This window comes from Yoonia sp. R2331 (genome assembly GCF_041103235.1).
GTDB lineage: Bacteria > Pseudomonadota > Alphaproteobacteria > Rhodobacterales > Rhodobacteraceae > CANMYO01.
Map to the genome: position 1 here is coordinate 2248065 of NZ_JBGCUN010000001.1, position 24674 is coordinate 2272738.

Consider the following 24674-nt stretch of genomic DNA (forward strand, 5'->3'; position numbering starts at 1 on the left):
GTGGGGCCGATAAGAGAGAATGTGATGACAGACTGGGACAACAAAGACCTCAATGGTGAATACAACAAGTGGGCAAACTGGACCATTAATCCACCGCGCCCCGCGACGCCTTGGCTCAAATATTCCTCTGCGCTTGCATTTTGTTTGACCGCCAGCATTCAAGCGATTGGGACTGTCCCGTTCATCTGAAGCATGTCGCAGTCATTGCCACGTTCATGCGTTTTGGCCCTCAAAGCGGCCAAATAAACGGGATCACAAAGCTCACAATCGGGGCGAGCGTCAGGTTCAGCGGGATGCCGACGCGCAGGAAATCTCCGAATTTATAGCCCCCCGGCCCATAGACCAGCGTGTTGGTTTGATAGCCGATGGGCGTGGCGAAACTGGCGCTTGCCGCGATCATGACCGCCACGACCAGCGGCCTTGGGTCCACGCCCAAGACTTGCGCCAAACCAATCGCCACCGGCGTCATCACCACGGCCACGGCGTTGTTGCTCACCAGTTCAGTCAGCAGTGACGCCATCGCATAGACCGCCAGCACCACCAGAAACGGCGGCAGCACGGTCATCACCGGCGACACGGCCTCTGCTAAGATCTGCACAGCGCCCGAGGATTGCAGCGCGGCCCCTACCCCCAGCATCGCGAAGATCAACGCCAAAAGCTGGCCGTCGATATTGGCGAATGCCTCTTCTGCGTCGATGCAGCCGGTCATCAGCACGATGGTGACGCCGACCATCGCCAGCAACAGGATCGGGGCCACGTTCAGCGCCGCCAGCCCGACCACGCCCAAAAGCACCGCAATCGCCACCGGTGCGCGGCTGCGCCGATAGGCGCGGGCCGAGGGTTTGGAGACGTCGCCAAGGTTCATATCCGCACTCAGCCGCCCGATATCTTCGGGCGTGCCCTCCAGCAGCAGGGTATCACCCACCTTCACCGTGACATCATCAATGGCCGTGCCGATGTTGGTGTCGCGGCGGTGAACGGCCAACGTATAGACCGCATACCGCCGCCGCAGCCGCATCGCGCCCAGCTTGCGGCCAACCATGCGGCAATCGGGGGTAATCAGCACCTCGACCGTGGTGGTTTCCACCGCCGAGACCTGATCGACCCGCTTGAGCTCTGGCGTGGCCTGCAGCGACAAAAGTTCGGTCATCGCGGTGCGCAAAACGATCCGGTCGCCTTTTTGCAGCACAACGTCTTTGAGGTTGCGGCGCAGGGATTCATCCCCACGGATCACGTCGATCAGCCGCACGCCGTCGCGTTTGAACAGCTTTACATCCAGCACCTCGCGCCCAATCAGGTTGCTTTCGGGCGGGATCACCGCCTCGGAAAAGAACCGCATCTTGGACCGGTCCGACAGCATCGCCCCAAGGCTGGCTCGGTCGGGCAGCAGCCGGGGCGCCACAAAGTAAAGATAGGCAAAGGTCCATGCGACCACGACAAGGCCAATGGGAAAAATTTCAAACAAGCCAAAGGGTTCCATGCCGCTGGAGCGCGCCACACCATCCACCAGCAGGTTGGTCGAGGTGCCGATCAGGGTCATGGTGCCGCCCACGATGGCCGCATAGCTAAGCGGGATCAACAGCTTGGACGCGGACGTGCCCAGCGTTTTGGCCAGTTGGATGAAGATCGGGATCATCACAACCACCAGCGGCGTGTTGTTCATGATCGCAGAGGCGAAGGCCACGCAAAACAGCGCACCGCCAATTGCCAGCGCCGGGTTGCGCTTGGCCTGTCGTTCCACCACGTGGGTCAGCGCGTCCAGCGCGCCGGTGCGCACCAGTGCCGCCACGATCACGAACATGGCCGCAATCGTCCAGGGTGCGGGGTTGGCAAAGACTGCCACCGCATCATCATACGACAGCACCCCGGTGATCAGCAGCACGCTGACGCCGATCATCGCCACCACCTCGGTCGGGTAGACCTCGCGCAGGAACATCACGAACATGCCTGCGACCACAGCCATGGTCAGATAGGCGCCTTGCACCTGTGTCAGTTCAAAAATGGCGTTCATTTACCGCCCCTTGGCCGATGTAGGTGCAGTGTCGCCCGGTGTTGCATCGCTTTCAAGCCTCTCGCGCGGTTGCACCAGCGCAAGCCCGGCCAGCATCAGCAAAAGTGCGGCCCAAACCCAGCCGGAATAGCGTTCATCCAAAAGCAGCATCGACCAGATCACACCAAAGCCGGTGACCAGATAGGCGACCTGCCCGGCAAAGACGGCCCCTGCCCGGCCCACCAGCCAGACGTAAGCGGTATAGACCGCGCCATGGATCAGCCCGGTGACCACCAATGTGACATCTGCCACGCCATACGGCACTTGCGGCGCGGCCCATTGACCGGTTGCCAACGCCAGCGGCAGCGTCAGCACCGCCCCCAGCACCGAGGCCCCGAACAACACCTGCACCGGGTCCAGCGGACCGGTGCCCCATTTGCCCACGACATTCGCTTCCACCGCGTAGCAAAACGGGGCAATCAGCGCGAGCGGCAGGAAGGCGGCCATACTGCGATCCGGCAGGCTCGCCTCTGGCAAGGCGATCAGGGCAACGCCTGCAAGCCCCGCGCAAAGCCCCAAAAGCCGCACAAAACTCAGCCGGTCAGTGCCAAGCAACAACGCAATCGGCAGCGCAAACATCGGAACAGAGGCGATGATGATCGCCATCACGCCCGCAGGCAGAAACAGCGTGGCGCGGTAGCTGGCCGCATTCGGAATAAGCGTGCCCACCAGCGCAATAAAGAGCCAGACCAACAGCGGCACCCGCCCCACTGTCGGCCATGTTCCGCGCCGCGCGATCAGGGCGGCCAGCAGAAATGAGATGATGACAAACTGCCAAAACACGATGGCCAGCGGGGGATACCCAGCTTCGACGATGATTTTTATCAGCGGGATCGTCATGCCCCAGCCCGCGCCAAGGCAAATCAGGATGAGGGTCAGCGCCAGTCGCCCCTCAACCCGCATCTGGCCCTGCCTGCGCCAGCCGCCCGCCCTGCCGGACCATCACCACCTTTGTGGCGCGTCCGGTTTTGTCGTCGGTTTCAACATACAGCCCGGACAGGGTCGCGGGCTCATTGGCGGGCGTGAACCGCGCTTTGGGCATGCCGGTGATAAATCGGCGCAGCGGCTCGGCCTTGTCCATACCAATGACAGAGTTGTAGTCGCCGCACATGCCCGCATCGCTTTGGAACGCCGTCCCACCCGGCAGGATCATCGCATCAGCTGTGGGCACATGAGTGTGGGTACCGACCACGATGCTGGCACGGCCATCGCAGAAGTGGCCCATTGCCATCTTCTCGGACGTTGCTTCGCAGTGGATGTCGATCAGGCTGGCCTGCACGGCCCCGCCCATCGGATATTGCCGCAGCACCGCATCAAGGGCCGAAAACGGGTCATCAAAGGGGCGTTTCATGAACACCTGCCCCAGCGCCTGCGCCACCAGCACCTTGCGCCCGCGCGCATCGCTGAAGACGCGCGCACCGGCACCGGGGGCGGCTTTGGAATAATTCAGCGGGCGGATGATGCGGGGTTCCTTGTCGATGAAACTCAGCATCTCTTTCTGGTCAAAAGCGTGATCGCCCAACGTGATTACGTCGGCACCAGCGTCCAGGATCAGCTTGGCATGATCCGCTGAAAGCCCGTGGCCCGAGGTCGCGTTTTCGCCGTTGACCACGACGAAATCCAGCCGCCAATCGGCGCGCAGCTTGGGCAGCAGGTCGGCAATGGCGGTGCGGCCTGCCCGGCCCATCACATCGCCCAGAAACATGATCTTCATGCCGCCTCTGTTAGGGTGTCTGCCCTGTGGGGGCTAGCATAAAGTGCACGCGCGCCGCGGGGGCGCTGCCCCTAATCGCGCCACTGACGCCCACCGACGCTGCTAACGATGCTGCCACGCGCATCGGCGCGCACTTCGCAGTAGTCATCCGACGTAAACAGTTCCAGCGCGCCGCTCATCACGTTGACGCCGATGTCGAGGGTGTCGTTGCGCACAACTTCATCGCTGCGCGTGCCCATGGAAAAGACATGCCCCACGTTCCGACCGCAAATTGCAAGATCGCTGAGACTGATACCATCGGGCCCGCCGGATTGCGCGGCACGGGTGCCCAAAGGATAAAGCTTTTGGCCCCAGACCACGCCATGCAGCCGCCCCGTGCGCATGCCATTCGTTTCCCATTCCAGATAGTCGTCAGGGCCTAGCACGTCATGGGTGATCGCCAGGCTGATTGTCTCACCGTCGCGCATCGGGATGTTTTGCATCCGAAGTTTGACCCCACCGCCCATCGTCTCGATCCCCCATTGCGGCGGTTCGCGTTGCCAGATCAGGTTGTGCCCGATCCGCAGAACATCGGACCATTCGTACCAGATCCCCGCGCCGATCGAGAGCGAGGCAGGCGTGGGCAGCAGGACAAAATTCTGCGTGCTCGCGTTCGCCTCGACATCGCCCATCACCGACCGGACGAGGTTCTTGGCGGTTTCCTCGAGCGACCACCCCACGGTAGTGACCGCAAGGTTGACGAGCGTGTTCAGCGCCTCGGACCCGTTCTGCACCGTCGCACTGATGTTGAACCCCGCACCCAGCGCCCAATCAACGCCAGAGGATTCCATCCGCTCGAACCGGTCGCCCGATGGCACGCCAGTCATGATGCAGCACGCGGCAGCGGCTTCGGCCTGCAGTGTCAGCCCCAGCCTGCGCCCAAAGACGGCCACGTGCAGCGGATCCTGATTGAGGCCCATGTTATAAAGAGGCAGGCAATAATAGCTGCCGCCGACAATGGCAGAGGCCCCAAAACCGCCGCCCATGAATCCAATCCAGATGTTATTCCAGCTCATTCAATAACCCTCCAAAATCACAGCAAATGCCTCTGACGAGGCTAAAAAATCCAAATATCGTTGAAGTGTTGAGGGGAATCGGCTGCAAAGCAAGGCGTGAATCCATGACTTTGGCCGCGGCCATATAGACGAAAAATGCCAAGCCCTGCATGGAACTGAACCCCTTGGCGGTGCGCGCATCGCCGGTTCGTTAGGCGGGCACGCTGAATTTTGAGGCAATCATTCAACGCTTTGTCCTTTGCTGCGCCGCGGCACGCCTGCGCGTTGCGCCCCGTGTGGCGCTGTTGCATCCCCCTTTTCATGTCAAAGATACTGACCATTGTTGTTGTCGAGGAAGACCGCAACCGCGCGATTGCCATTGTGGATGCGCTGAAAGATGCCAGCCCCTGCGAGGTGCATGTGATCGGCGGCTCAAGTGGGTTGGCGCGCAAGATCGCCCAACATGCGCCCGATATCGTGCTGATCGACATCGACAATCCGACCCGCGACATGATGGAGGAACTTACACTTGCCTCTGGCCCGCTGGACCGGCCGGTGGCGATGTTCGTCTCTGAAGCCGCGGGCGGGCTGGCGCAGGCCGCGATTGAGGCGGGCGTATCGGCTTATGTGGTCAACGGACTGTCGCCCGAACGGCTGAAACCGGTGATCGACACGGCGATTGCGCGTTTTGCGATGGTGCGCCAGATGCGCGACGAGTTGGCCGAGACGCGCCGTGCCTTGCAGGAACGCAAAGTCATTGACCGCGCCAAGGGCGTGCTGATGAAGGCGCGCGGCATTGATGAAGACGCGGCCTACGCCCTGCTGCGCAAGACCGCGATGGATCAGGGCCGCCGCGTGGCAGATGTGGCCGAGGCCTTGGTGACCGCATCGGGGCTGCTGGGATGAAGCTTGTCACCGTGCCCACCGCCTATGTACCGCTGGTTGATGCGGCCCCGCTGATCATCGCTCAGGAAATGGGATTTGCCGCCGCCGAGGGCATCGCCCTTGATTTGATTGCCGCACCGTCGTGGTCATCGGTCCGCGACATGCTGGCCTTTGGCCGAGTCGATGCTGCTCATATGTTGTCGCCCGTGCCGGTAGCGATGGCGATGGGGCTTGGCGGCGTTGCCACCGCGCTGTCGGCGGTGTCGGTCCTGTCGGTCAATGGCAATGTGGTTGGCGTGAGCAAACCACTGGAAAACCGGCTGCGCGCCGATGGCTATACTTTTGATTTCACCGATCCCGTTGCGGCGGCAGAGGCTTTGGCGCGGGTCTGTGACCGGCCCATCGTCTTTGGCGTCCCCTTCCCGTTCTCGATGCATGTGGCCCTGCTTGGCTATTGGGCCAATGCCACCGCCCTTGGCGCACGCGGTATCGAAATCCGTACCGTGCCGCCGCCCCTGATGGCCAGCGCATTGGCCGCAGGCGACGTGGACGCCTTTTGCGTGGGTGAACCATGGGGATCGGTCGCGGTTGAACAGGGTGCGGGCGCGTTGGTGCTGCCGGGCAGTGCGATCTGGCAGTTTGCCCCTGAAAAGGTGCTGGCCGTGCGTACCGGGTGGGCCGAAACAGAGCCAGACCTGCTGGGCCGACTGATGCGCGCCACTTGGCGGGCCGGGCGATGGCTGGGCCAGCCAGAGGCGCGGGCGATGGCGGGCGAAATCCTGTCGCGCAAGGCCTACCTCGATGTCCCTGCGGAATTGATTGACCGGGCGCTGTCGGGCCATCTGACGGTCACCGCGCGCGGCGACCTTCGCCAGGTGGACCGTTTTGTCGCCTTTCACCACGGGGCCGCGACCTTTCCATGGCGCAGTCAGGCGCAATGGATCGCCGGGCAACTGGCCGCACGACATGGGGTTCCGCAGGATACCGACCTCGGCGCCGCAGCACAGGTCTTTCGCGCGGATTTGCACCGGATGCATCTGGGGGCTGACGGCATTGATCTGCCGGGCGCATCCCAAAAGGTCGAAGGCGCGATTCGACGCGCCACACCGGTTGCATCGGCAGGTGGCGCGCTGACGCTGCTGCCAGATCAGTTCTTTGATGGCCGGATTTTTGATCCAACTGCGGACGAAGTGATGAATTTCTAGGCAGCTTGCCCCGATCACCCGACCGGGCACCGTTGATCGCCGGGTTTGCGGTTTTCGCCAATGCTGCACCGCCGCATGATCGGTTCAAGGGTCCACAACGGGGTGGATCGCCCTGCACCTCCCTCGCATGGGAATGTCTGAGCAAGGTCGCTCACTTTCTGCCGAAGTCTTCGGCAGTCAGTGGTCGGCCTTTTTTGTTTTGGCCTTTGGCGGTTCTCCTCCCCCGCCGGGCGTTTTGGAAAGGAATAACAATGAAGAAACTTATCTTTGCTCTTGCGGCCAGCACCGCCCTTGCCAGTCCGGCGATGGCCGAGCTGTTGGATCTTGAAAAGGACGAACTCACGTTTGGCTTTATCAAGCTGACGGATATGGCACCGCTGGCGGTCGCTTATGAGCAGGGTTACTTTCTGGACGAAGGTCTGTTTGTAACGCTCGAAGCGCAGGCCAACTGGAAGGTACTGCTGGACGGTGTAATCGACGGGCAGCTGGACGGCGCGCATATGCTGGCCGGCCAACCGCTGGCCGCGACCATCGGCTATGGCACCGAAGCGGCGATTGTCACGCCGTTCTCGATGGACCTGAATGGAAACGGGATCACGGTGTCCAACGAAGTTTGGGACATGATGCGCCCGCATATCCCCAGCATGGACGATGGCCGCCCGCAGCATCCGATTAGCGCCGAGGCACTGGTGCCGGTGATCGAAGACTTCAACGCCCGTGGCGAGCCATTCAACATGGGCATGGTCTTCCCGGTGTCGACCCATAACTACGAACTGCGCTATTGGCTGGCAGCCGGCGGGATCAGCCCCGGCTACTACAGCCCTGAAAATATCTCTGGCCAGATCGGTGCGGACGTTTTCCTGTCGGTGACGCCGCCGCCGCAAATGCCCGCCACCCTGGATGCAGGCACGATCCACGGCTACTGCGTGGGTGAACCGTGGAACCAGCAGGCGGTGTTCAAGGGTATCGGTGTGCCGGTGATCACCGACTACCAGCTGTGGAAGAACAACCCCGAAAAGGTGTTCGGTATCACAGAGGAATTCGCAGAGGCCAACCCCAACACCACCAAGGCGGTGGTCCGCGCCTTGATCCGGGCCGCGATGTGGCTGGATGAAAACGACAACGCCAACCGCCCTGAGGCGGTCGAGATCCTGAGCCGGGCGGAATATGTCGGCGCCGATTACGACGTGATCGCAAACTCGATGACCGGCTTTTTCGAGTTCGAGAAGGGCGACAAGCGCGACATCCCCGATTTCAACGTCTTCTTCCGCTACAATGCGACCTATCCCTATTACTCTGACGCGATCTGGTACCTGACCCAGATGCGCCGCTGGGGTCAGATCGCAGAGCCGCAGACAGACGAGTGGTACAAGGACGTCGCGGCCCGCGTTTACCGCCCGGACATCTATCTGGATGCGGCCAAGTCGCTGGTTGATGAAGGTCTGGCGAATGCCGAAGACTTTCCATGGGACAGTGACGGCTTCAAAGCGCCGACACCTGCCGCCGACATTATTGATGGCATCCCCTACGATGGCCGGTCCCCCAACGCCTATCTTGAAAGCCTGCCGATTGGCTTGAAGGGCGCGCAGATCGTCGTTGGCGACGAAGTTCAGGGCTAAGGCCCCGAGGTGCGGGGCGGCAGATGCCGCCTCGCACGACCCATCCCCCAGGAGACAGGCACATGAGCACCGCAGACCCCAATTTCGCCGCAGAGGCCGCCAAAGAGGCGCGCCGCGCCCGGCTTTTCACCCGGATCAACACCGCCGACAAATGGTTTCAGGTGTTGGGCCTAGCCTGGCTGACACCGATCCTAAAAGCCGCAGCGGGCGACAACCCGCGCGCGCAGATGGGCGATATCTGGCGCTTGCTGGGGGTGCCTTTGTTGGCGATTGCCGCGTTCCTGACCCTTTGGGCGACGCTGGCGCCGACGGTGCAAACCTCGCTGGGGGCAATCCCCGGACCGGGACAGGTCTGGGCCGAGGCGGTTACGCTGCACGAAGACGCGCAGGCCAAGGCGGAAAGCCGGGCAAAGTTTGAAACACAACTGGCCACGCTGAATGAAAAGCGGGCTGAGCAGGGCAAAGAGCCTGTTGAACGCGCCTATACCGGTGCGCCAAGTTACTACAGCCAGATCTGGACCTCGATCCAGACAGTGTTCTTTGGCTTTCTGATCGCCAGCGCGGTTGCGATCCCTTTGGGCATTGCCGCGGGCCTGTCGCCCACTGCAAACGCCGCGCTGAACCCGATCATCCAGATCTTCAAGCCCGTCTCACCACTGGCTTGGCTGCCAATTGTCACAATGGTGGTCTCGGCGGTCTACACAAACTCTGACGGCTGGTTCGCCAAAAGCTTTCTGACCTCGGCCATCACGGTGACGCTCTGCTCTCTCTGGCCAACGCTGATTAACACCGCTCTGGGTGTCAGCAGCATCGACAAGGATCTGGTCAATGTCTCCAAGGTCTTGAAGATGAACACACGGACCAAAATCACCAAGCTGGTCCTGCCCTCTGCCCTGCCGCTGATCTTTACCGGGTTGCGCCTGTCGCTGGGTGTGGGCTGGATGGTGTTGATCGCCGCCGAGATGCTGGCGCAGAACCCCGGCCTTGGTAAATTCGTCTGGGACGAATTCCAGAACGGGTCCTCAAGCTCGTTGGCCAAGATCATGGTGGCGGTGCTGACCATCGGCGTGATCGGCTTCATGCTGGACCGGGTGATGTATGCGCTGCAGTCGCTTTTCACCTTCACGAATAACCGGTGATCGACATGAGTATTCTGACGTTTGAAAATGTCTGCAAGAGCTATGGCGACACGCCGGTTCTGCGCGACATCAACCTGGATGTGCAAGAAGGCGAGTTTCTGGTGCTGCTGGGCTTTTCCGGGACCGGCAAGACCACACTGATCAACCTGATGGCGGGGCTTGAGGCCCCGACAAAGGGCAGCGTCACCTTCAAAGGTAGGCCGATCAAGGAACCAAGCCCCGAACGCGGTGTGATCTTTCAAAGCTATTCGCTGATGCCGTGGCTGACGGTGACCGGCAATGTGGCCTTGGCTGTGGACACGGTCTATCCCGGTCTGCCCAAGGCGGAAAAGGCGGAAAAAGTCGCACATTTTGTGGATATGGTGGGCCTGTCGCACGCCGCCAGCCGTCGCCCGGCGGAACTGTCGGGCGGGATGCGCCAGCGGGTCAACGTGGCTCGCGCGCTGGCGATGAACCCCGAGATGCTGCTACTGGATGAGCCGCTGTCGGCGCTTGATGCGCTGACCCGCGCCAATCTGGCCGACGAGATCGAGGGCATCTGGGAGGCTGACAAGAAAACCTGCGTGCTGATCACCAATGACGTCGACGAGGCGATCATTCTCGCCGACCGGATCATTGCGCTGAACCCTGATGGGACCTTGGGCGAAGAATTCAACGTGACCATCCCACGCCCGCGCGACCGGATGGAGATGAACACCAACGAAACCTTCAAGCAGTTGCGCGCGGAGGTGACAAAATACCTGATGGATGTGGGTATCGAGGCCAAGGTCGAAGGCACCCGCCTGCTGCCCGACGTCACACCGATCCACGGCATCCCGGCAGCGGTCAAAGACGCGCAAGACGGGCTGATCGACAACCGGTTTCTGGATTTCAGCCAGTTGCACAAGGTCTACCCCACCCCCAAGGGCCCGCTGACCGTGGTCGAGGATTTTGACCTCAAGGTGGATCGCGGCGAATTCATCAGCCTGATCGGGCATTCGGGCTGCGGCAAATCCACCGTGCTGACCATGGCCGCGGGGCTGAATCCGATCAGCAAGGGGGCGATCAAGCTCGATGGCCGCCACGTTGAAGGGGCAGACCCCGAACGCGCCGTGGTGTTCCAGTCGCCCAACCTCTTCCCCTGGCTGACCGCGCGCGAAAACGTCGCCATCGGGGTCGACAAGGTCTACCCGCGTGCCAGTCAGGCAGAGCGGCAGGATGTGGTGGAATACTACCTTGAACGGGTCGGCCTTGCTGACGCCATGCACAAGCCCGCGCTGGATCTGTCCAACGGGATGCAGCAGCGCGTCGGCATCGCGCGCGCCTTTGCGCTGTCGCCGAAACTGCTGTTGCTGGACGAACCTTTCGGGATGCTCGACAGCCTGACCCGGTGGGAGCTGCAAGAGGTCCTGATGGAGGTCTGGTCCCGCACCAAGGTGACCGCGATCTGTGTGACCCATGATGTGGACGAGGCGATCTTGCTCGCCGACCGCGTGGTGATGATGACCAACGGCCCGCAGGCTACCATCGGCAAGATCACAAAGGTCGATCTGCCGCGCCCGCGCACCCGCAAGGCGCTTCTGGCGCATCCCGACTACTATAACTACCGGCAAGAGGTGCTTGATTTCCTTGAGGAATACGAGCACGGCGCCCAGCCGAAACCGAAACCCACAAGCATCGCAGCGGAGTGAACAACATGAAGCAAAGATTGGTCATTATCGGTGCGGGCATGGCCTCTGGCCGGGTCATCGAGCATCTGGTCGAACAGGCCCCCGACGCCTACGACATCACGCTTTTCAACGCCGAAGCGCGCGGCAACTACAACCGCATCATGCTGTCACCGGTGCTGTCTGGCGAAAAGACCTATGCCGACATCGTCACCCATGATGATGACTGGTACGCCACCCACGGCGTGACCTGTAGGTTCGGCGAACACGTGGTGCGGATCGACCGCGAGATAAAGGTTGTCGAGGGCCAGAATGGCCATGTGCCCTATGACAAGCTGATCATCGCCACAGGCTCTGCCCCGTTTATCATTCCGGTGCCCGGCAAGGACTTGCCCGGCGTCATTACATACCGCGACCTCGACGACACCAACGCGATGATCGACGCTTCTGCCAAAGGCGGCACGGCTGTGGTGATCGGCGGCGGGTTGCTGGGGTTGGAAGCCGCCGCCGGGTTGGCAGAGCGCGGCATGGACGTGACCGTGGTGCACCTGATGGGGCACCTGATGGAACGGCAATTGGATGAGGCTGCGGGCTACCTTTTGCGCCGCGATCTGGAAAAGCGCGGGATCACGATCCGCACGCAGGCCTCGACCAAGGCGATCATCGGCGACGGCCGCGCCGAGGCGGTCCTGCTGGAGAACGACGAGACCCTGCCCGCTGATCTGGTGGTCATGGCCGTCGGCATCCGCCCCGAAACCCGGCTGGCAACAGACGCGGGCCTTGATGTGGCGCGCGGCATCGAGGTGACGGCGCAGATGCAGACTTCGGACCCGGATGTCTTTGCGGTCGGCGAATGTATCGAGTTTGATGGCAACCTTTTTGGGCTTGTTGCACCGCTTTACGATCAGGCCAAGGTACTGGCGCGCACGCTGATGGGTGATGCGGATGCCTTTGTGGTCAAGGATACCGCGACCAAGCTGAAGGTGACGGGATGTGATCTGTTCAGTGCGGGCGATTTCGCCGATGACGAAGGCCGCGAGGACATCGTGCTGCGCGACCCGGCCAAGGGCATCTACAAACGTCTTGTGATCGCGGATGACCGGCTGATCGGTGCGGTGATGTACGGCGATACCGCCGACGGCAACTGGTTCTTTCAGCTGATCAAGGACGGCACCGAGGTCGACGACATGCGCGAGACGCTGATCTTTGGCCCAGCCTTTCAGGGGGGCGATACCGCGGACCCGCTCTCAGCCGTTGCAGCATTGCCGCCTGAGGCGGAAATTTGCGGCTGCAACGGCATTTGCAAATCCACCATCACCGACGCCATCGCAAATGGTGCCACGGATCTGGCGGCCGTGCGCGCGACCACCAAGGCCAGCGCGTCATGCGGCACCTGCACCGGGCTGGTCGAACAGGTCCTGCAGGTCACACTGGGCGACGCCTTTCAAATGCCGACGGCGCAGCCGATCTGTGGCTGTTGCGATCTGACCCACGAAGACGTGCGGCGGCTGATCAAGAGCCAGGAACTCAAAAGCCAGGATGCGGTCTGGCAAGAGCTGGGCTGGAAGACCCGCAACGGCTGTCCCACCTGCCGTCCGGCGGTGAATTTCTATCTGCTGGCCGATTGGCCGCTTGAATATCAGGATGATCCGCAAAGCCGGTTCGTGAATGAACGCAAGCACGCCAACATTCAGAAAGACGGCACGTTCAGCGTCGTGCCGCGCATGTGGGGCGGGATCACCAACCCGTCCGAATTGCGCGCGATTGCCGATGCGGCGGACAAATACAACGTGCCCACCGTCAAGGTCACCGGCGGTCAGCGGATAGATCTGCTGGGCGTAAAGGGTGAGGATTTGCCCGCCATCTGGTCCGATCTGAACCGCGCCGGGCTGGTGTCGGGCCACGCCTATGCCAAGGGTCTGCGCACGGTCAAAACCTGCGTTGGCACCGATCACTGCCGCTTTGGCACGCAAGACAGCACCGGGCTGGGTATCAAGCTGGAACAGGCGCTGTGGGGGTCATGGACACCGCACAAGGTCAAGCTGGCGGTCTCGGGCTGCCCGCGCAATTGCGCCGAGGCCACCTGCAAGGACGTGGGGATTATTTGCGTCGACAGTGGCTATCAGGTGGGTGTCGGCGGGGCCGCGGGCATGGACCTGAAAGAAACCGAGCGTCTGTGTGATGTGCCAACTGAACAAGAGGCAATTGATGTGACCGTCGCCTTTGTTCAGCTTTACCGCGAGAACGCCAAATACCTCGACCGGCCCTACAAATGGGTCGCCAAGGTGGGGCTGGATTGGGTGCAGGACAAGATCGCCGACCCGGATGAACGCGCCCGCCTGATCGCGGCGTTTGAACTGTCGCAAACCATCTACCGCCGCGATCCTTGGGACGACCACGTTCAAACCCGGGCCGCAACCTATCAACCACTTGCCGATTTGACATTGGAGGCCGCGGAATGAGCTGGATTGATATTGGTGCCGTTGACGACATCCCTCTGCGCGGGGCGCGCAAGATCAAGACCGCACTTGGCTGCGTCGCCATATTCCGCACCGGTCCGGCAGAGGTTTTTGCCGTCTCCAACACCTGCCCGCACAAGGGCGGCCCCTTGGCCGAGGGCATCGTGCACGGCCAGTCGGTGACCTGCCCGCTGCACAATTGGGTCTTTGACCTCAACACCGGGCAGGCTCAGGGCGAGGATGGCGCGATTGAAACCTACCCGGTCGAAGTCAACGCAGGCCGCATTCTGATTGATGCCGACAAGCTTTCCAACCGGAGCGCCGCCTGATGGACGGCACAGCCCTGCCGCAGGTGCGGTCGACCTGCCCCTATTGCGGCGTTGGCTGCGGTGTGTTGCTGCGCCCGGACGGGCAAGGCGGGCTGGACGTGCAGGGTGACCCAGATCATCCCGCCAATAAGGGGCGGCTGTGTTCCAAAGGCACCGCCTTGGGTGAAACGGTCGGGCTGGATCAGCGCCTGTTGTCCCCACAGGTGGGCGGCACACCAACCGCGTGGGACCACGCGCTGCAAACTGTCGCTGACCGCTTCAGCCAGACCATTGCAGCGCATGGACCCGACAGCGTGGCCTTCTACGTCTCGGGCCAGTTGCTGACCGAAGATTACTATGTCGCCAACAAGCTGATGAAGGGTTTCATCGGGTCGGCCAACATCGACACGAACTCGCGGTTGTGCATGGCCTCATCGGTAGCAGGACACAAACGCGCCTTTGGCAGCGACACGGTGCCCGGCACCTATGAAGACATTGATGCCGCTGATCTGGTGGTGTTGGTCGGATCAAACCTTGCGTGGTGCCACCCGGTGCTGCACCAGCGGCTGTTGGCAGCGCGCACCAAGCGGGGCACCAAGATCGTCGTCATCGACCCGCGCCGCACGGCCAGTTGCGACAGCGCGGATTTGCATCTCGCCATTGCGCCGGGCGCGGATGTGGCCCTGTTCAACCGGCTGCTGGTGGCTTTGGACGCGGGCGGAAAGATCGACCCGGAATTTCAGGCCCACACCACCGGACTGGATACGGCCCTGAAGGCTGCGCGCGCCGATGCCACAGCCCCCACTGGCCTGACCGAGGCCCAGATTGACGCCTTCTGCGCCCTTTGGGCCAGCACTGACAAGGTCGTGACGATCTACAGCCAAGGCGTGAACCAATCGACATCGGGCAGTGACAAGGTCAACGCGATCCTGAATTGCCATCTGGCGACAGGCCGCATCGGCAAGCCCGGCATGGGCCCTTTCTCTGTCACCGGCCAGCCCAACGCGATGGGCGGGCGAGAGGTCGGCGGGTTGGCCAATATGCTGGCCTGTCACCTCGATCTGGAAAACGCCGACCACCGCCACGCGGTGCAAGCGTTCTGGTCATCCCCGGCGATGCCCTCAGCCCCGGGCCTGCGCGCCGTGGATATGTTCCGCGCCGTCGGTGACGGACGGATCAAGGCGCTGTGGGTTATTCACACCAACCCCGCCGTATCGATGCCAGACGCAGACGCGGTGCGCGACGCCATCGCCGCATGCCCCTTTACCGTGGTCAGCGACATCACGGCGGCCACCGATACCGCGCGGCTTGCCGACGTGCTGCTGCCCGCCACCGCTTGGGCCGAAAAGGACGGGACCGTTACCAATTCCGACCGCACCATCAGCCGCCAGCGCCGCGTGTTGCCCGCACCCGGTAGCGCGCGCCCCGATTGGGCCATTCTGGCCGAGGTGGGCCAGCGCATGGGGTTTGGTGCGGCGTTTGATTACGCAAACCCGGCCGAGATTTTCCGAGAGCACGCCGCCCTATCGGGCATCGCAGGCGGGCTGAGGCGCGACTTTGACATCTCTGGATTGGCGCACATTACGGACGCGGGCTATGCCGCCCTGCCCCCGCAACGCTGGCCGGTGACGGCAGCGCGCATGGGCGGGCGGTTCTTTGCGGATGGACAGTTTTATCACGCCGACGGCAAGGCGCGGCTCTTGCCGGTCACCTGGCAGCCCCCGGCGGCACGCACTGGTCCGCGCTATCCTTTCCGACTCAACACAGGCCGCGTGCGCGACCAGTGGCACACGATGACGCGCACCGGGCTAAGCCCCCGGCTGTCGGCACATCTGGCCGAGCCCTTTGTGGATCTGCACCCCGAGGACGCGCGCAGCCTTGGCATCGCAGCCGCCGATCTGGTGCAGGTCGATAGTCCCCATGGCCGCGCGATCCTGCGCGCCCGGATCACCGATGCGGTCCAGCCCGGACAGGTCTTTGCGCCGATGCACTGGACCGGTGAAACCTCTGCCGCCGCCCGTGTCTGCGCGCTGGTTGCTGGCGCGGTGGACCCGATCTCTGGCCAGCCGGAAAGCAAGGCCAGCGTGGTGGCACTGCAGCGTTACAACGCGGCATGGTATGGATTTGCCGTGGCCCGCGACCCGATGCAGGTGAATAGCAGCTATTGGGCGCTGGCGCGGACCGGTCAGGGTTACCGGGCAGAGCTTGCAGGCGAAAACGACGTCACCGATTGGGAGGCAGAGGCCCGCCGCCTGTTTGACGCCAAAGACGCCGATATCAGTTCGATCATTGACGGTCGGCGCGGCAGCGCACGGATTGTGGCGCACAAGGACGGCCTGTTGATCGGGGCACTGTACGCCGCCAGCACCCCAGTGGCGGTGATGCGCGACTATCTGGCCGCAATGCCGGGGACGGCGGGCGATGATGCGCTGCTGGGCCGTCCGGCAACGGATGTCCCGCAGCCCGGCCCGGTGCTGTGTGCCTGTTTCGGCGTCGGTGTGAACACGATTGTCACCGCAATCGAGACCGAAGGGTTGCTGAGCGTTGCGCAGATCGGCGCGGCCCTGAATGCGGGGACCAACTGCGGGTCCTGCAAGCCCGAACTGGCCGAGCTGTTGCAGCGGGTCATGGTGCGCGAGGCCGCAGAATGACGCTGGCCGATCATGTCCGCACGTTGGGGCGTGGCCCGGGCCGGTCGCGGTCCCTGACCCAAGACGAGGCAGCGGATGCCATGCGCCTGATGCTGGCAGATGGAACGGCACCAGAGGCGGTGGGTGCCGTGCTGATGCTGCTGCGGATGAAGGGGGAAACGGCGGCTGAAATTGCGGGCCTGTCCGGTGCGGCGCAGGCCGCCTTGCCTGCCTTGCCAGCCGTGGACCTTGACTGGCCGTCCTATGCTGCCGGGCGCACGCGCGGTGCGCCGTGGTTTTTGCTGTCGGCGAAACTGGTGGCGGCAGCGGGGCACCGCGTTCTGTTGCATGGCTGGAACGGACAGGACAAGGCCGTGCGCGCCGGACTGGCCCCGGCAGGGATTGCCACAGCGCACAATCTGAATGACCTGTCGCGCCTGTTGGACCGCGACCGGATCGCCTATCTGCCGCTCGAGGTGTTTCACCCTGCGCTGTTCAGGCTGTTGCAATTGCGCGATGTGCTGGGGCTGCGGTCTTGCATCAACACGGTCTGCCGGATGCTGAACCCCGGTGCCGCGCCCACCAGTGTGCAAGGCGTTTTTCACCCATCTTACAGACTGTTACAGGCCGAAGCTGCTGCATTGCGCGGTTGGCAATCGCTCACCATCATCAAGGGTGGCGGTGGCGAATTCGAGCGGCACCCCGGCAAAGAGATCACCGGGTTTGGCCTGCGCGGCGGGCAAATGTGGGAGGCGCGTTTTCCCGCCTTGGCCCCGCTGACGACCCGGCTGCAGGATGCCGCCCCCGCGCGGCTGGAAAACTGGAACCCGACCCGCCCGACCCCGTTCCAGACCGAGATAATCACTGGCACGGCCGCCATGGCACTGAACACAGTGGGATGTGCTCGGCCCGACGCAACAGCCCGCGCGCTTTGGGATGCCCATTGCGCGCATTTGGCCGCCTGAAAGGACCCCGCGATGAAGTCATTTCCGATGTTTTTCCGCACGACAGGTCGCCGCGTCGTGATTGTCGGCGGTGGTGAACAGGCCGCGCAAAAATCCCGGCTGCTGCTGAAGACCGATGCGCAATTGGTGCTTGTGGCCGCCACGCTCGAGGATGAATTGGCCGATCTGGTCGCGGCGGGCCGCGCGCTGCAGGTCAAGACGCTCGACGCATCGGTGTTTACGGATGCCGCAATGGTCTTTGTCGGGACCGGCTGCCCCGGATTTGACGCAGCCGCCCATGCGCTTGCCAAGGCGGCAGGCTGTCCGGTCAATGTGGTCGATCAGCCCGCGCTTTGTGACATCACAACTCCCGCAATCGTAGACCGGGACCCGATTGTGGTGGCGATTGGCAGCGAAGGGACTGCGCCGGTGCTGACCCGGCAGATCAAGACGCAGCTGGAACGCAGCTTGCCGCAAAATCTGGGTGGGCTAGCGGCGCTTGCCGGGCGGCTGCGCCCTGCCGTGGCGCGCCGGGTGCCGCAAGGCCAGCGCCGCGCGTTTTGGGCCTGGGTGTTCAAAGGGGCGCCGCGCACAGATTGGACGCGTGGGGCCGAACGGGCCGCAGCGGGCGCGATCAAAGACGCCATCAAGGCCAGGCGCGCGCCTGATACGGCCAGCGACATGGGTCACATCGCGCTGGTGGGTGCGGGCCCCGGCGCGCGCGATCTGTTGACCCTGCGCGCTGTGGAACGCCTGCAAGAGGCGGACGTGATCTTTTACGACCGGCTTGTGGACGCCGAGGTGCTGGAACTGGCGCGGCGCGACGCAGAGCGGGTGTTTGTGGGCAAACATGTGGGCGCGCATCAATGGCCGCAGGACCGGATCAACCAGATGATCGTGGCCGCCGCCCGCAAGGGCGCGCGCGTTGTGCGCCTGAAATCGGGGGATCCGGGCATCTTTGGCCGCGCGACCGAAGAGATTGACGCCGCCCGCGCCGCTGGCATCCCCATCGAGGTCGTGCCCGGTGTTACGGCAGCATCCGCCGCCGGGGCCAGCCTGACCCGCAGCCTGACGGAACGCGGCGTGGCCGATACATTGATCCTGACCACCGGCACCGGCAGCGCTGATGATCCCCTGCCCGCGGCCACGCGCCTGTCCGGCCCCGGCACCACAACGGCGCTTTACATGGCAACGCGGCAGGCGGGGCGCTTGGCGGATCAGTGGATCGCACAGGGCATTCCGCCCGATGTCACCGTCGATATCTGCGTGGATGTCTCAAAACCCGGCGCGCGGCACCTGACCGCCACGCTGGCCACACTGGTGGATGCGCTGGCCGCCCATCAGATCACCGGCTCTGCCGTGCTGCTTGTCACATGGCCCAAGGCACTGGCTGCGGTTCAACTGGCCCCGCTGCACCTGGCCCGCGCCAGCGCCTGAACGCGCCCCTATGGCGTCAGCACGCCGCTTTCGGTGACGATCAGATCAAGCGGCTGATCGGTGGGTTCAAGCGGCAGGTCCTCTGCCTCTTGTGCGGCATAGGCAAAGCCGATGGCCAACGTCGCCCTTTGCGCGCGCAACAGTTCCAGCGTGCGGTCATAAAAGCCGCCGCCATAGCCCAAACGCCCACCGCCACGGTCAAACGCGACCAGCGGAACGATCACGATCTCGGGCGTCATCCAATCACCGGATTCAGGGATTGCGGCCCCAAATGCGCCCGGCACCATCGCACAGCCCGGCGACCACTCCCGAAATTGCAGCGGCTGGCCTGCGCCCATGATCACTGGCAGACCGACAGACCCGTGGGCAGCGGCCTCTTCCATGGCGGGGGTCGGGTCAATCTCTGTGCGCATCTGGGCGTATCCTGCCAAAGGCACACCGCGATAGCCTGCCAGCACCTCTGACAGATGGCCCGCCGCCGCCTGCCCGCGATGCGCCGCCTTGCGCCTTTCAAATGCCGCGCGGCGCGCTTCGTCTTTGCGTTCGCTTAAAGCAACCATGCTGCCGCCAAACCCAAAAAGGCAAAGAAACCAACCACATCCGTCACGGTCGTCACAAAAGCGCCCGATGCAAGTGCGGGGTCAATCCCAAGCTTCTCCAGCAGGATCGGGATGCCCGTGCCCGCAAGTCCGGCCACCACAAGGTTGACCACCATCGCCACACCGATCACAGCGCCCAGCATGGGAGAGCCGAACCAGATCACCCCGACGACACCCATCACAACGGCGAAAATTACACCGTTCACAAGGCCCACCAGCACCTCACGCCGGATCACCCGCCAGACGTTGGACCCGGTCAGATCGCGCGTGGCCAGCGCGCGCACCGCCACCGTCAGGCTTTGCGTGCCGGCATTGCCGCCCATGCTGGCGACGATCGGCATCAGCACCGCCAAGGCGACCAACCCCGCGATCACCTCTTCAAACAGCGCAATGACCATCGAGGCGAGGATTGCTGTGACCAGATTGACCGCCAGCCAAGGAAAACGCTGCTTGGTCGTCTCAATCACCCGGTCCGACAATGACCCTTCGCCCACACCGGCCAGCCGCAACAGGTCTTCTTCGGCTTCTTCTTCAAGGAACATCATCGCGTCATCAATGGTGATCACCCCGACAATGCGGTCATCGTCATCGACAACGGGTGCTGTGATCATGTGATAGTGGTTGATGGCCTGCGCCACTTCTTCAACGTCCTGAGCCACGTGAAAAGTGCGAAAGCTGTCCTCCATCAAATCTTTCAGCGGCATGTCGCGCGGGTGAGACAGGATTCGGCCTAGGGTGACATAGCCGAGCGCCTTGAGCCGGGGATCGACAAGGATCATGTGATAGAACTGGTCCGGCAGCACCACGTCAGAGCGCATGTAGTCGATCGCCTCGCCCACGGTCCAATGTTCGGGCGCGCGCACCAGTTCAACCTGCATATGACGCCCGGCAGATTCCTCTGGGTAGGTCAGCGATTGTTCGACAACCACCCGGTCAGAGGGTTCAAGCGCGTCCAGCACCGCCTCTTGCTGGTCTTCGTCGAGGTATTCGACCAGATCCACGACATCATCGGAATCAAGCTCGCGCACCGCATCGGCCAGCTCTTCAGGGGCCAGCCCTTCGATGATCTCTTCGCGCAGATGCTCGTCAAGCTCGGACAGGGTTTCCCCGTCCATCCCGCCCTTCCACAGGGCCAACAGGGCGCGGCGGTCCTTGCCATCAAGCTGTTCGATCAGATGGGCAACGTCGGCGGGGTGTTCGGGGTCCAGCAGCGCGTGCAGGGCCGCGGCATCCTGCGCCTCGACCGCATCTAGCGCATCGTCAAACAGGGACTGCGAGATGCCGAATGCCTCTTCGCCGTCCTCGTCATGCGGGATGGGATGTGGATCGGATTGTGACATGGCGCCCCCGAGGTCGTGCTGATTGGCAACATAAGCCGGTGCCGCGCGCGCACAAGCATTGCTTTGCCCGATTGTGGCCCCCGCTTGTGCGCCGTAATGTCGGGCCATGACCACACATCTTCTTTTGGGGCAAACCCTTGGCTTTACCGGCAATCCCCTGCTGGGGTGGGAGGACGCGACCCGGCACAACAGTACCGGGGGTGTCTTGATCGCGGATGGTGTGATCACAGCGATTGGCGAAGGGGCCAGTCTGCGTGCGGAACATCCTGATGCGCAGGTCACCGACTATGGCGATGCGCTGATCAGTGCGGGCTTTGTCGATGCGCATATGCACTACCCCCAGACGGGGATGATTGCCAGCTGGGGCAAACAGCTGATTGATTGGCTGAACACCTACACCTTCCCCGAGGAATCACGCTTTGGCGACCGGGCCTATGCCGATGACGTCGCTAGCCGCACGCTTGATCTGGCGCTGGATCACGGAACCACGACGCTGACCAGCTTTTGCACGATCCACCCCGAAAGTGTGAATGCGTTTTTCAGCGCGGCGGCCGCGCGCAATATGGCGGTGGTGGCTGGCAAGACCTGCATGGACCGCAACGCGCCCGAGGACCTGCGCGACGACGCAAAATCCGCCTATGACGATAGCAAGGCGCTTCTGGAAAAATGGCACGAGGTGGGCCGTGCGTCTTATGCCATCACGCCGCGGTTTTCGCCGACCTCAACACCCGACCAATTGGCGGCTCTGGGGGCGCTTTGGGCGGAACACCCCGATTGCCTGATGCAGACACACCTGTCCGAGCAATTGCCCGAAATCGACTGGGTGCGCGATCTCTACCCTGACGCCCGCGACTATCTGGACACCTACGAGGCCTTTGGGCTTTTGGGTGCCAATGGGCTTTATGGCCACGCGATCCACCTGACCCCGCGCGAGGTGGACCGGCTGGCAGAGGTGGGTGCGGCCGTGGTGCATTGCCCGACGTCGAATACCTTCATTGGGTCGGGCCTCTTTGATCTTATGGGCCTTGCGGCCCAACAGATACGCATCGGCCTGGCGACAGACACCGGCGGCGGATCATCCTTTTCGATGTTGCGCACGATGGCCGCAGCTTATGAGATCGCGCAACTGCGTGGCACGGCACTGCATCCGGCGCAACTGATGTGGCTGGCGACTGAAGGGTCAGCGCATGCCCTGCACATGGGCGAGCGGATCGGTCATCTTGGGCCGGGTGCGGCGGCTGATCTGTGTGTACTGGACCTCGCCTCGACCCCTGCCATTGCGCAGCGATCCGCGCGGGCCACAGGGTTTTGGGACGCGCTTTTTCCCACCATCATGATGGGTGATGACCGGGCCGTGCGTGACGTCTGGGTGGCGGGGGTGCGCCGCGACAAGGTGTCAGGTTAAGGCCGCACCGCGACAGGGCACCGTCCCGCTATTAAGATTTGCGTCAGCATGGGCTGTGCATGGGATGTGCATGGTTTCTGCATCGCGATTTTGGGCCCAACCGGCTATCGCTCCATCAACCGCCGTGCGATGCCGTTTTGCCGGGCGATCACGCGGGGCAAATCCACTGTGGTCACTTGCCCCTCTGCCACGATCTGCCGCCCTTCCACAAACAGATGCCGCACCTTGCTTGGCCCGGCCAGAAGCAGTGCGGCCGGATCCCAGGATCCAGCGTTTTCAATGGCTTGCGTGTCCCAAATCGCGATATCAGCACGTTTGCCCAAAGCGATCTGACCACAATCATCACGCCCCAGAACCGCCGCACCACCGCGTGTGGCAATCCGCAGCGCCTCATGCGCGGACATCTGGTCAGCACCATTGGCAACCCGTTGCAGCAGCATCGCCTGCCGCGCTTCGTTAACCAAATTGCCCACATCGTTGCTGGCAGCGCCATCAACCCCTAATCCAACGTTAACGCCGGCATCCAACATTGCGCGCACCGGTGCGATGCCGGACCCAAGGCGACAGTTCGAACAGGGACAATGGGCCACACCGGTGCGGGATTTGGCAAAAAGATCAATCTCTTGCCTGTCGAGTTTAACGCAGTGTGCGTGCCAGACATCGTCCCCCGTCCAGCCCAGATCTTCGGCGTATTGACCGGGACGGCAGCCGAACTTTTCAAGGCTATAGGCGATATCTTCGTCGTTTTCGGCCAGATGGGTGTGTAGCATCACCTCTTTGTCACGGGCCAGCTTGGCGGTTTCTGCCATCAGATCGCGGCTGACGGAAAACGGCGAACAAGGCGCAAGCCCCACCCGGACCATCGCGCCGGGCGACGGGTCGTGGAAGGCGTCAACGACGCGGATGCAATCGTTCAGAATCGCGTCTTCATCCTCAACCAGCGCATCGGGCGGCAAGCCGCCGTCGCTTTCGCCAATGCTCATTGATCCGCGCGTGGGATGAAAGCGCAGGCCAATTTCGCCTGCGGCGGCAATGGTATCATCCAGCCGCGCACCGTTGGGATACAGGTAAAGGTGGTCAGAGGTGAGCGTGCAACCGGACAAGGCCAGTTCCGCGAGGCCGATCTGGGCAGAGACAAAGAACGCTTCGGGATCAAAGCCTTGCCAGATCGGATAGAGCGTTTGCAACCAGCCAAACAGCAGCGCGTCCTGCCCGCCGGGCACTGCGCGGGTCAGCGTCTGATAGAGATGGTGATGGGTATTCACCAACCCCGGCGTCACGACGCAGCCTGCTGCATTTATAGTGGTGTCAGGACGCGGCAGGTCAGGACCGATGGCGGCGATCACCCCGTCGCGGATGAGGATGTCTTGCCCGGTCAAGCGCGCATCAGCGTCATCCATCGTCAGGATGACATCGGCACCGACCAGCAGCGTTTCAGTCATCCATGGCGTCCTGCAACATCTCAAGCGCCACCGCATGGACATCGCGGTTGGCCGCGGCAATCACCCGGCCGCCATGATGGGCCGCCCCGCCCTGCCAGTTGGATACAACGCCGCCTGCCGCCTGCACCAGGGCAATTGGTGCATGAATATCATAGGGTTGCAGCCCCGCCTCGATCACCAGATCAACTTGTCCCGCGGCCAAAAGCGCGTAGCCATAGCAATCCATCCCATAGCGGACCAGTTTGACCTTTTCGGCCACTTTCTGAAAGGCGCGACCTTCTTTGGGGGTGCCGACCTCTGGGAAGGTCGTCAACAAGGTCGCATCGGGAAAGGCGCGGCGTTTGCGGGTTTCAAGGGTTTGGGTGCCCAGCGGACCTGAAACCTCGGCCACGCCGAAACCACCGGCAAAGCGTTCACCGATAAACGGCTGATCAATGATCCCAAAGAGCGGGCCGGTGGCATCCGCGACCGAGATCAGCACACCCCATGTGGGCGTGCCGCTGATATATCCGCGCGTGCCGTCGATCGGATCAAGCGTCCATGACAGACCGCTGGTGCCGGATTTGGTGCCGTATTCCTCGCCCAGAATGCCGTCGTGCGGGCGTTCGGCCTCAAGAATATCGCGCATCACACGCTCTGCGGCGCGGTCCGCTTCGGTGACGGGGTCAAACCCTTCGCCGCCGGTCTTGTCGTCAGCGACGAGCCCTGCTTGACGGAACAGGCGCAAGGTTTCGGGGCGCGCGGCGTCGGCCAGACGATGCGCGACGCGGATCAATGTGTCCCGCGTCGGCTGATCTGGTGATGCTGTCATGCCGTTC

General features: G+C 62.8%; 19 protein-coding genes. 11 read left to right on the forward strand and 8 right to left on the reverse strand.

Annotated features, from left to right (window positions below; all coding sequences use genetic code 11):
- Positions 1–229: 229 nt before the first annotated feature.
- The 4 genes from AB3Y40_RS11560 to AB3Y40_RS11575 all read right to left on the reverse strand — a co-directional run bounded on the left by AB3Y40_RS11560 (position 230) and on the right by AB3Y40_RS11575 (position 4819).
- On the reverse strand, positions 230–2011 hold the full coding sequence (locus tag AB3Y40_RS11560; RefSeq protein ID WP_369438941.1) for an SLC13 family permease: 1782 nt from the start codon (positions 2009–2011) through the stop codon (positions 230–232).
- The gene (locus AB3Y40_RS11565; RefSeq protein WP_369438942.1) at positions 2012–2953 is read right to left on the reverse strand and encodes a DMT family transporter; all 942 of its coding nucleotides are present in this window, start codon (positions 2951–2953) and stop codon (positions 2012–2014) included. It lies immediately after the preceding gene.
- Positions 2943–3764: a TIGR00282 family metallophosphoesterase gene (locus tag AB3Y40_RS11570; protein WP_369438943.1), complete on the reverse strand. Its 822-nt coding sequence runs from the start codon at positions 3762–3764 to the stop codon at positions 2943–2945. The genes AB3Y40_RS11565 and AB3Y40_RS11570 overlap by 11 nt, the downstream gene beginning before the upstream one ends.
- Positions 3765–3835: 71 nt before the next feature.
- Positions 3836–4819 carry a hypothetical protein gene (locus AB3Y40_RS11575; RefSeq protein WP_369438944.1) on the reverse strand — a complete coding sequence of 328 codons (984 nt, stop codon included), beginning with the start codon at positions 4817–4819 and terminating at the stop codon, positions 3836–3838.
- Between the two features lie 300 nt (positions 4820–5119).
- Here AB3Y40_RS11575 and AB3Y40_RS11580 point away from each other — a divergent pair, with 300 nt between their 5' ends.
- From AB3Y40_RS11580 to cysG, 10 genes are all read left to right on the forward strand, one after another.
- Complete coding sequence (locus AB3Y40_RS11580) at positions 5120–5704, forward strand: ANTAR domain-containing response regulator (protein ID WP_369438945.1); 585 nt, start codon at positions 5120–5122, stop codon at positions 5702–5704.
- The gene (locus tag AB3Y40_RS11585; protein WP_369438946.1) at positions 5701–6888 is read left to right on the forward strand and encodes a CmpA/NrtA family ABC transporter substrate-binding protein; all 1188 of its coding nucleotides are present in this window, start codon (positions 5701–5703) and stop codon (positions 6886–6888) included. The genes AB3Y40_RS11580 and AB3Y40_RS11585 overlap by 4 nt, the downstream gene beginning before the upstream one ends.
- Before the next feature lie 251 nt (positions 6889–7139).
- A complete protein-coding gene (locus tag AB3Y40_RS11590; protein ID WP_369438947.1) occupies positions 7140–8507 on the forward strand; it encodes a CmpA/NrtA family ABC transporter substrate-binding protein in 1368 nt (455 codons plus the stop codon).
- A gap of 62 nt (positions 8508–8569) precedes the next feature.
- The gene (locus AB3Y40_RS11595) at positions 8570–9646 is read left to right on the forward strand and encodes an ABC transporter permease (RefSeq protein ID WP_369438948.1); all 1077 of its coding nucleotides are present in this window, start codon (positions 8570–8572) and stop codon (positions 9644–9646) included.
- A 5-nt stretch (positions 9647–9651) separates the two neighbouring features.
- Positions 9652–11316, forward strand: a complete 1665-nt coding sequence (locus AB3Y40_RS11600; protein WP_369438949.1) for an ABC transporter ATP-binding protein — start codon at positions 9652–9654, stop codon at positions 11314–11316.
- 5 nt (positions 11317–11321) lie between these two features.
- Positions 11322–13754, forward strand: coding sequence for a nitrite reductase large subunit NirB (gene nirB, locus AB3Y40_RS11605; RefSeq protein ID WP_369438950.1), 2433 nt, complete (start codon positions 11322–11324; stop codon positions 13752–13754).
- Positions 13751–14080: a nitrite reductase small subunit NirD gene (nirD, locus tag AB3Y40_RS11610; protein ID WP_369438951.1), complete on the forward strand. Its 330-nt coding sequence runs from the start codon at positions 13751–13753 to the stop codon at positions 14078–14080. The genes nirB and nirD overlap by 4 nt, the downstream gene beginning before the upstream one ends.
- A complete protein-coding gene (locus AB3Y40_RS11615; protein WP_369438952.1) occupies positions 14080–16710 on the forward strand; it encodes a molybdopterin-dependent oxidoreductase in 2631 nt (876 codons plus the stop codon). The genes nirD and AB3Y40_RS11615 overlap by 1 nt, the downstream gene beginning before the upstream one ends.
- Positions 16707–17654: a glycosyl transferase family protein gene (locus tag AB3Y40_RS11620; RefSeq protein WP_369438953.1), complete on the forward strand. Its 948-nt coding sequence runs from the start codon at positions 16707–16709 to the stop codon at positions 17652–17654. The genes AB3Y40_RS11615 and AB3Y40_RS11620 overlap by 4 nt, the downstream gene beginning before the upstream one ends.
- Before the next feature lie 12 nt (positions 17655–17666).
- Entirely contained in the window at positions 17667–19070 is a 1404-nt protein-coding gene (gene cysG, locus AB3Y40_RS11625; protein WP_369438954.1) for a siroheme synthase CysG, read from the forward strand.
- Between the two features lie 8 nt (positions 19071–19078).
- On the opposite strand, the gene AB3Y40_RS11630 is transcribed toward cysG, so the two are convergent.
- Together AB3Y40_RS11630 and mgtE are read right to left on the reverse strand one after the other, a co-directional pair.
- Positions 19079–19630, reverse strand: coding sequence for a 5-formyltetrahydrofolate cyclo-ligase (locus tag AB3Y40_RS11630; RefSeq protein ID WP_369438955.1), 552 nt, complete (start codon positions 19628–19630; stop codon positions 19079–19081).
- Complete coding sequence (gene mgtE, locus AB3Y40_RS11635; RefSeq protein ID WP_369438956.1) at positions 19618–21009, reverse strand: magnesium transporter; 1392 nt, start codon at positions 21007–21009, stop codon at positions 19618–19620. Before mgtE ends, AB3Y40_RS11630 begins: the two co-directional genes overlap by 13 nt.
- Before the next feature lie 106 nt (positions 21010–21115).
- Here mgtE and guaD point away from each other — a divergent pair, with 106 nt between their 5' ends.
- Positions 21116–22414, forward strand: a complete 1299-nt coding sequence (gene guaD / locus AB3Y40_RS11640; protein ID WP_369438957.1) for a guanine deaminase — start codon at positions 21116–21118, stop codon at positions 22412–22414.
- A gap of 104 nt (positions 22415–22518) precedes the next feature.
- On the opposite strand, the gene AB3Y40_RS11645 is transcribed toward guaD, so the two are convergent.
- Both AB3Y40_RS11645 and AB3Y40_RS11650 read right to left on the reverse strand, forming a co-directional pair.
- Complete coding sequence (locus AB3Y40_RS11645; protein WP_369438958.1) at positions 22519–23856, reverse strand: 8-oxoguanine deaminase; 1338 nt, start codon at positions 23854–23856, stop codon at positions 22519–22521.
- Entirely contained in the window at positions 23849–24667 is an 819-nt protein-coding gene (locus AB3Y40_RS11650) for an inositol monophosphatase family protein (protein WP_369438959.1), read from the reverse strand. Before AB3Y40_RS11650 ends, AB3Y40_RS11645 begins: the two co-directional genes overlap by 8 nt.
- Positions 24668–24674: the final 7 nt, after the last annotated feature.

Coding starts and splice junctions, on each gene's coding strand:
- AB3Y40_RS11560 (WP_369438941.1), bottom strand. CDS start 2,011: ATGAACGCCATTTTTGAACTGACACAGGTGCAAGGCGCCTATCTGACC.
- AB3Y40_RS11565 (WP_369438942.1), bottom strand. CDS start 2,953: ATGCGGGTTGAGGGGCGACTGGCGCTGACCCTCATCCTGATTTGCCTT.
- AB3Y40_RS11570 (WP_369438943.1), bottom strand. CDS start 3,764: ATGAAGATCATGTTTCTGGGCGATGTGATGGGCCGGGCAGGCCGCACC.
- AB3Y40_RS11575 (WP_369438944.1), bottom strand. CDS start 4,819: ATGAGCTGGAATAACATCTGGATTGGATTCATGGGCGGCGGTTTTGGG.
- AB3Y40_RS11580 (WP_369438945.1), top strand. CDS start 5,120: ATGTCAAAGATACTGACCATTGTTGTTGTCGAGGAAGACCGCAACCGC.
- AB3Y40_RS11585 (WP_369438946.1), top strand. CDS start 5,701: ATGAAGCTTGTCACCGTGCCCACCGCCTATGTACCGCTGGTTGATGCG.
- AB3Y40_RS11590 (WP_369438947.1), top strand. CDS start 7,140: ATGAAGAAACTTATCTTTGCTCTTGCGGCCAGCACCGCCCTTGCCAGT.
- AB3Y40_RS11595 (WP_369438948.1), top strand. CDS start 8,570: ATGAGCACCGCAGACCCCAATTTCGCCGCAGAGGCCGCCAAAGAGGCG.
- AB3Y40_RS11600 (WP_369438949.1), top strand. CDS start 9,652: ATGAGTATTCTGACGTTTGAAAATGTCTGCAAGAGCTATGGCGACACG.
- nirB (WP_369438950.1), top strand. CDS start 11,322: ATGAAGCAAAGATTGGTCATTATCGGTGCGGGCATGGCCTCTGGCCGG.
- nirD (WP_369438951.1), top strand. CDS start 13,751: ATGAGCTGGATTGATATTGGTGCCGTTGACGACATCCCTCTGCGCGGG.
- AB3Y40_RS11615 (WP_369438952.1), top strand. CDS start 14,080: ATGGACGGCACAGCCCTGCCGCAGGTGCGGTCGACCTGCCCCTATTGC.
- AB3Y40_RS11620 (WP_369438953.1), top strand. CDS start 16,707: ATGACGCTGGCCGATCATGTCCGCACGTTGGGGCGTGGCCCGGGCCGG.
- cysG (WP_369438954.1), top strand. CDS start 17,667: ATGAAGTCATTTCCGATGTTTTTCCGCACGACAGGTCGCCGCGTCGTG.
- AB3Y40_RS11630 (WP_369438955.1), bottom strand. CDS start 19,630: ATGGTTGCTTTAAGCGAACGCAAAGACGAAGCGCGCCGCGCGGCATTT.
- mgtE (WP_369438956.1), bottom strand. CDS start 21,009: ATGTCACAATCCGATCCACATCCCATCCCGCATGACGAGGACGGCGAA.
- guaD (WP_369438957.1), top strand. CDS start 21,116: ATGACCACACATCTTCTTTTGGGGCAAACCCTTGGCTTTACCGGCAAT.
- AB3Y40_RS11645 (WP_369438958.1), bottom strand. CDS start 23,856: ATGACTGAAACGCTGCTGGTCGGTGCCGATGTCATCCTGACGATGGAT.
- AB3Y40_RS11650 (WP_369438959.1), bottom strand. CDS start 24,667: ATGACAGCATCACCAGATCAGCCGACGCGGGACACATTGATCCGCGTC.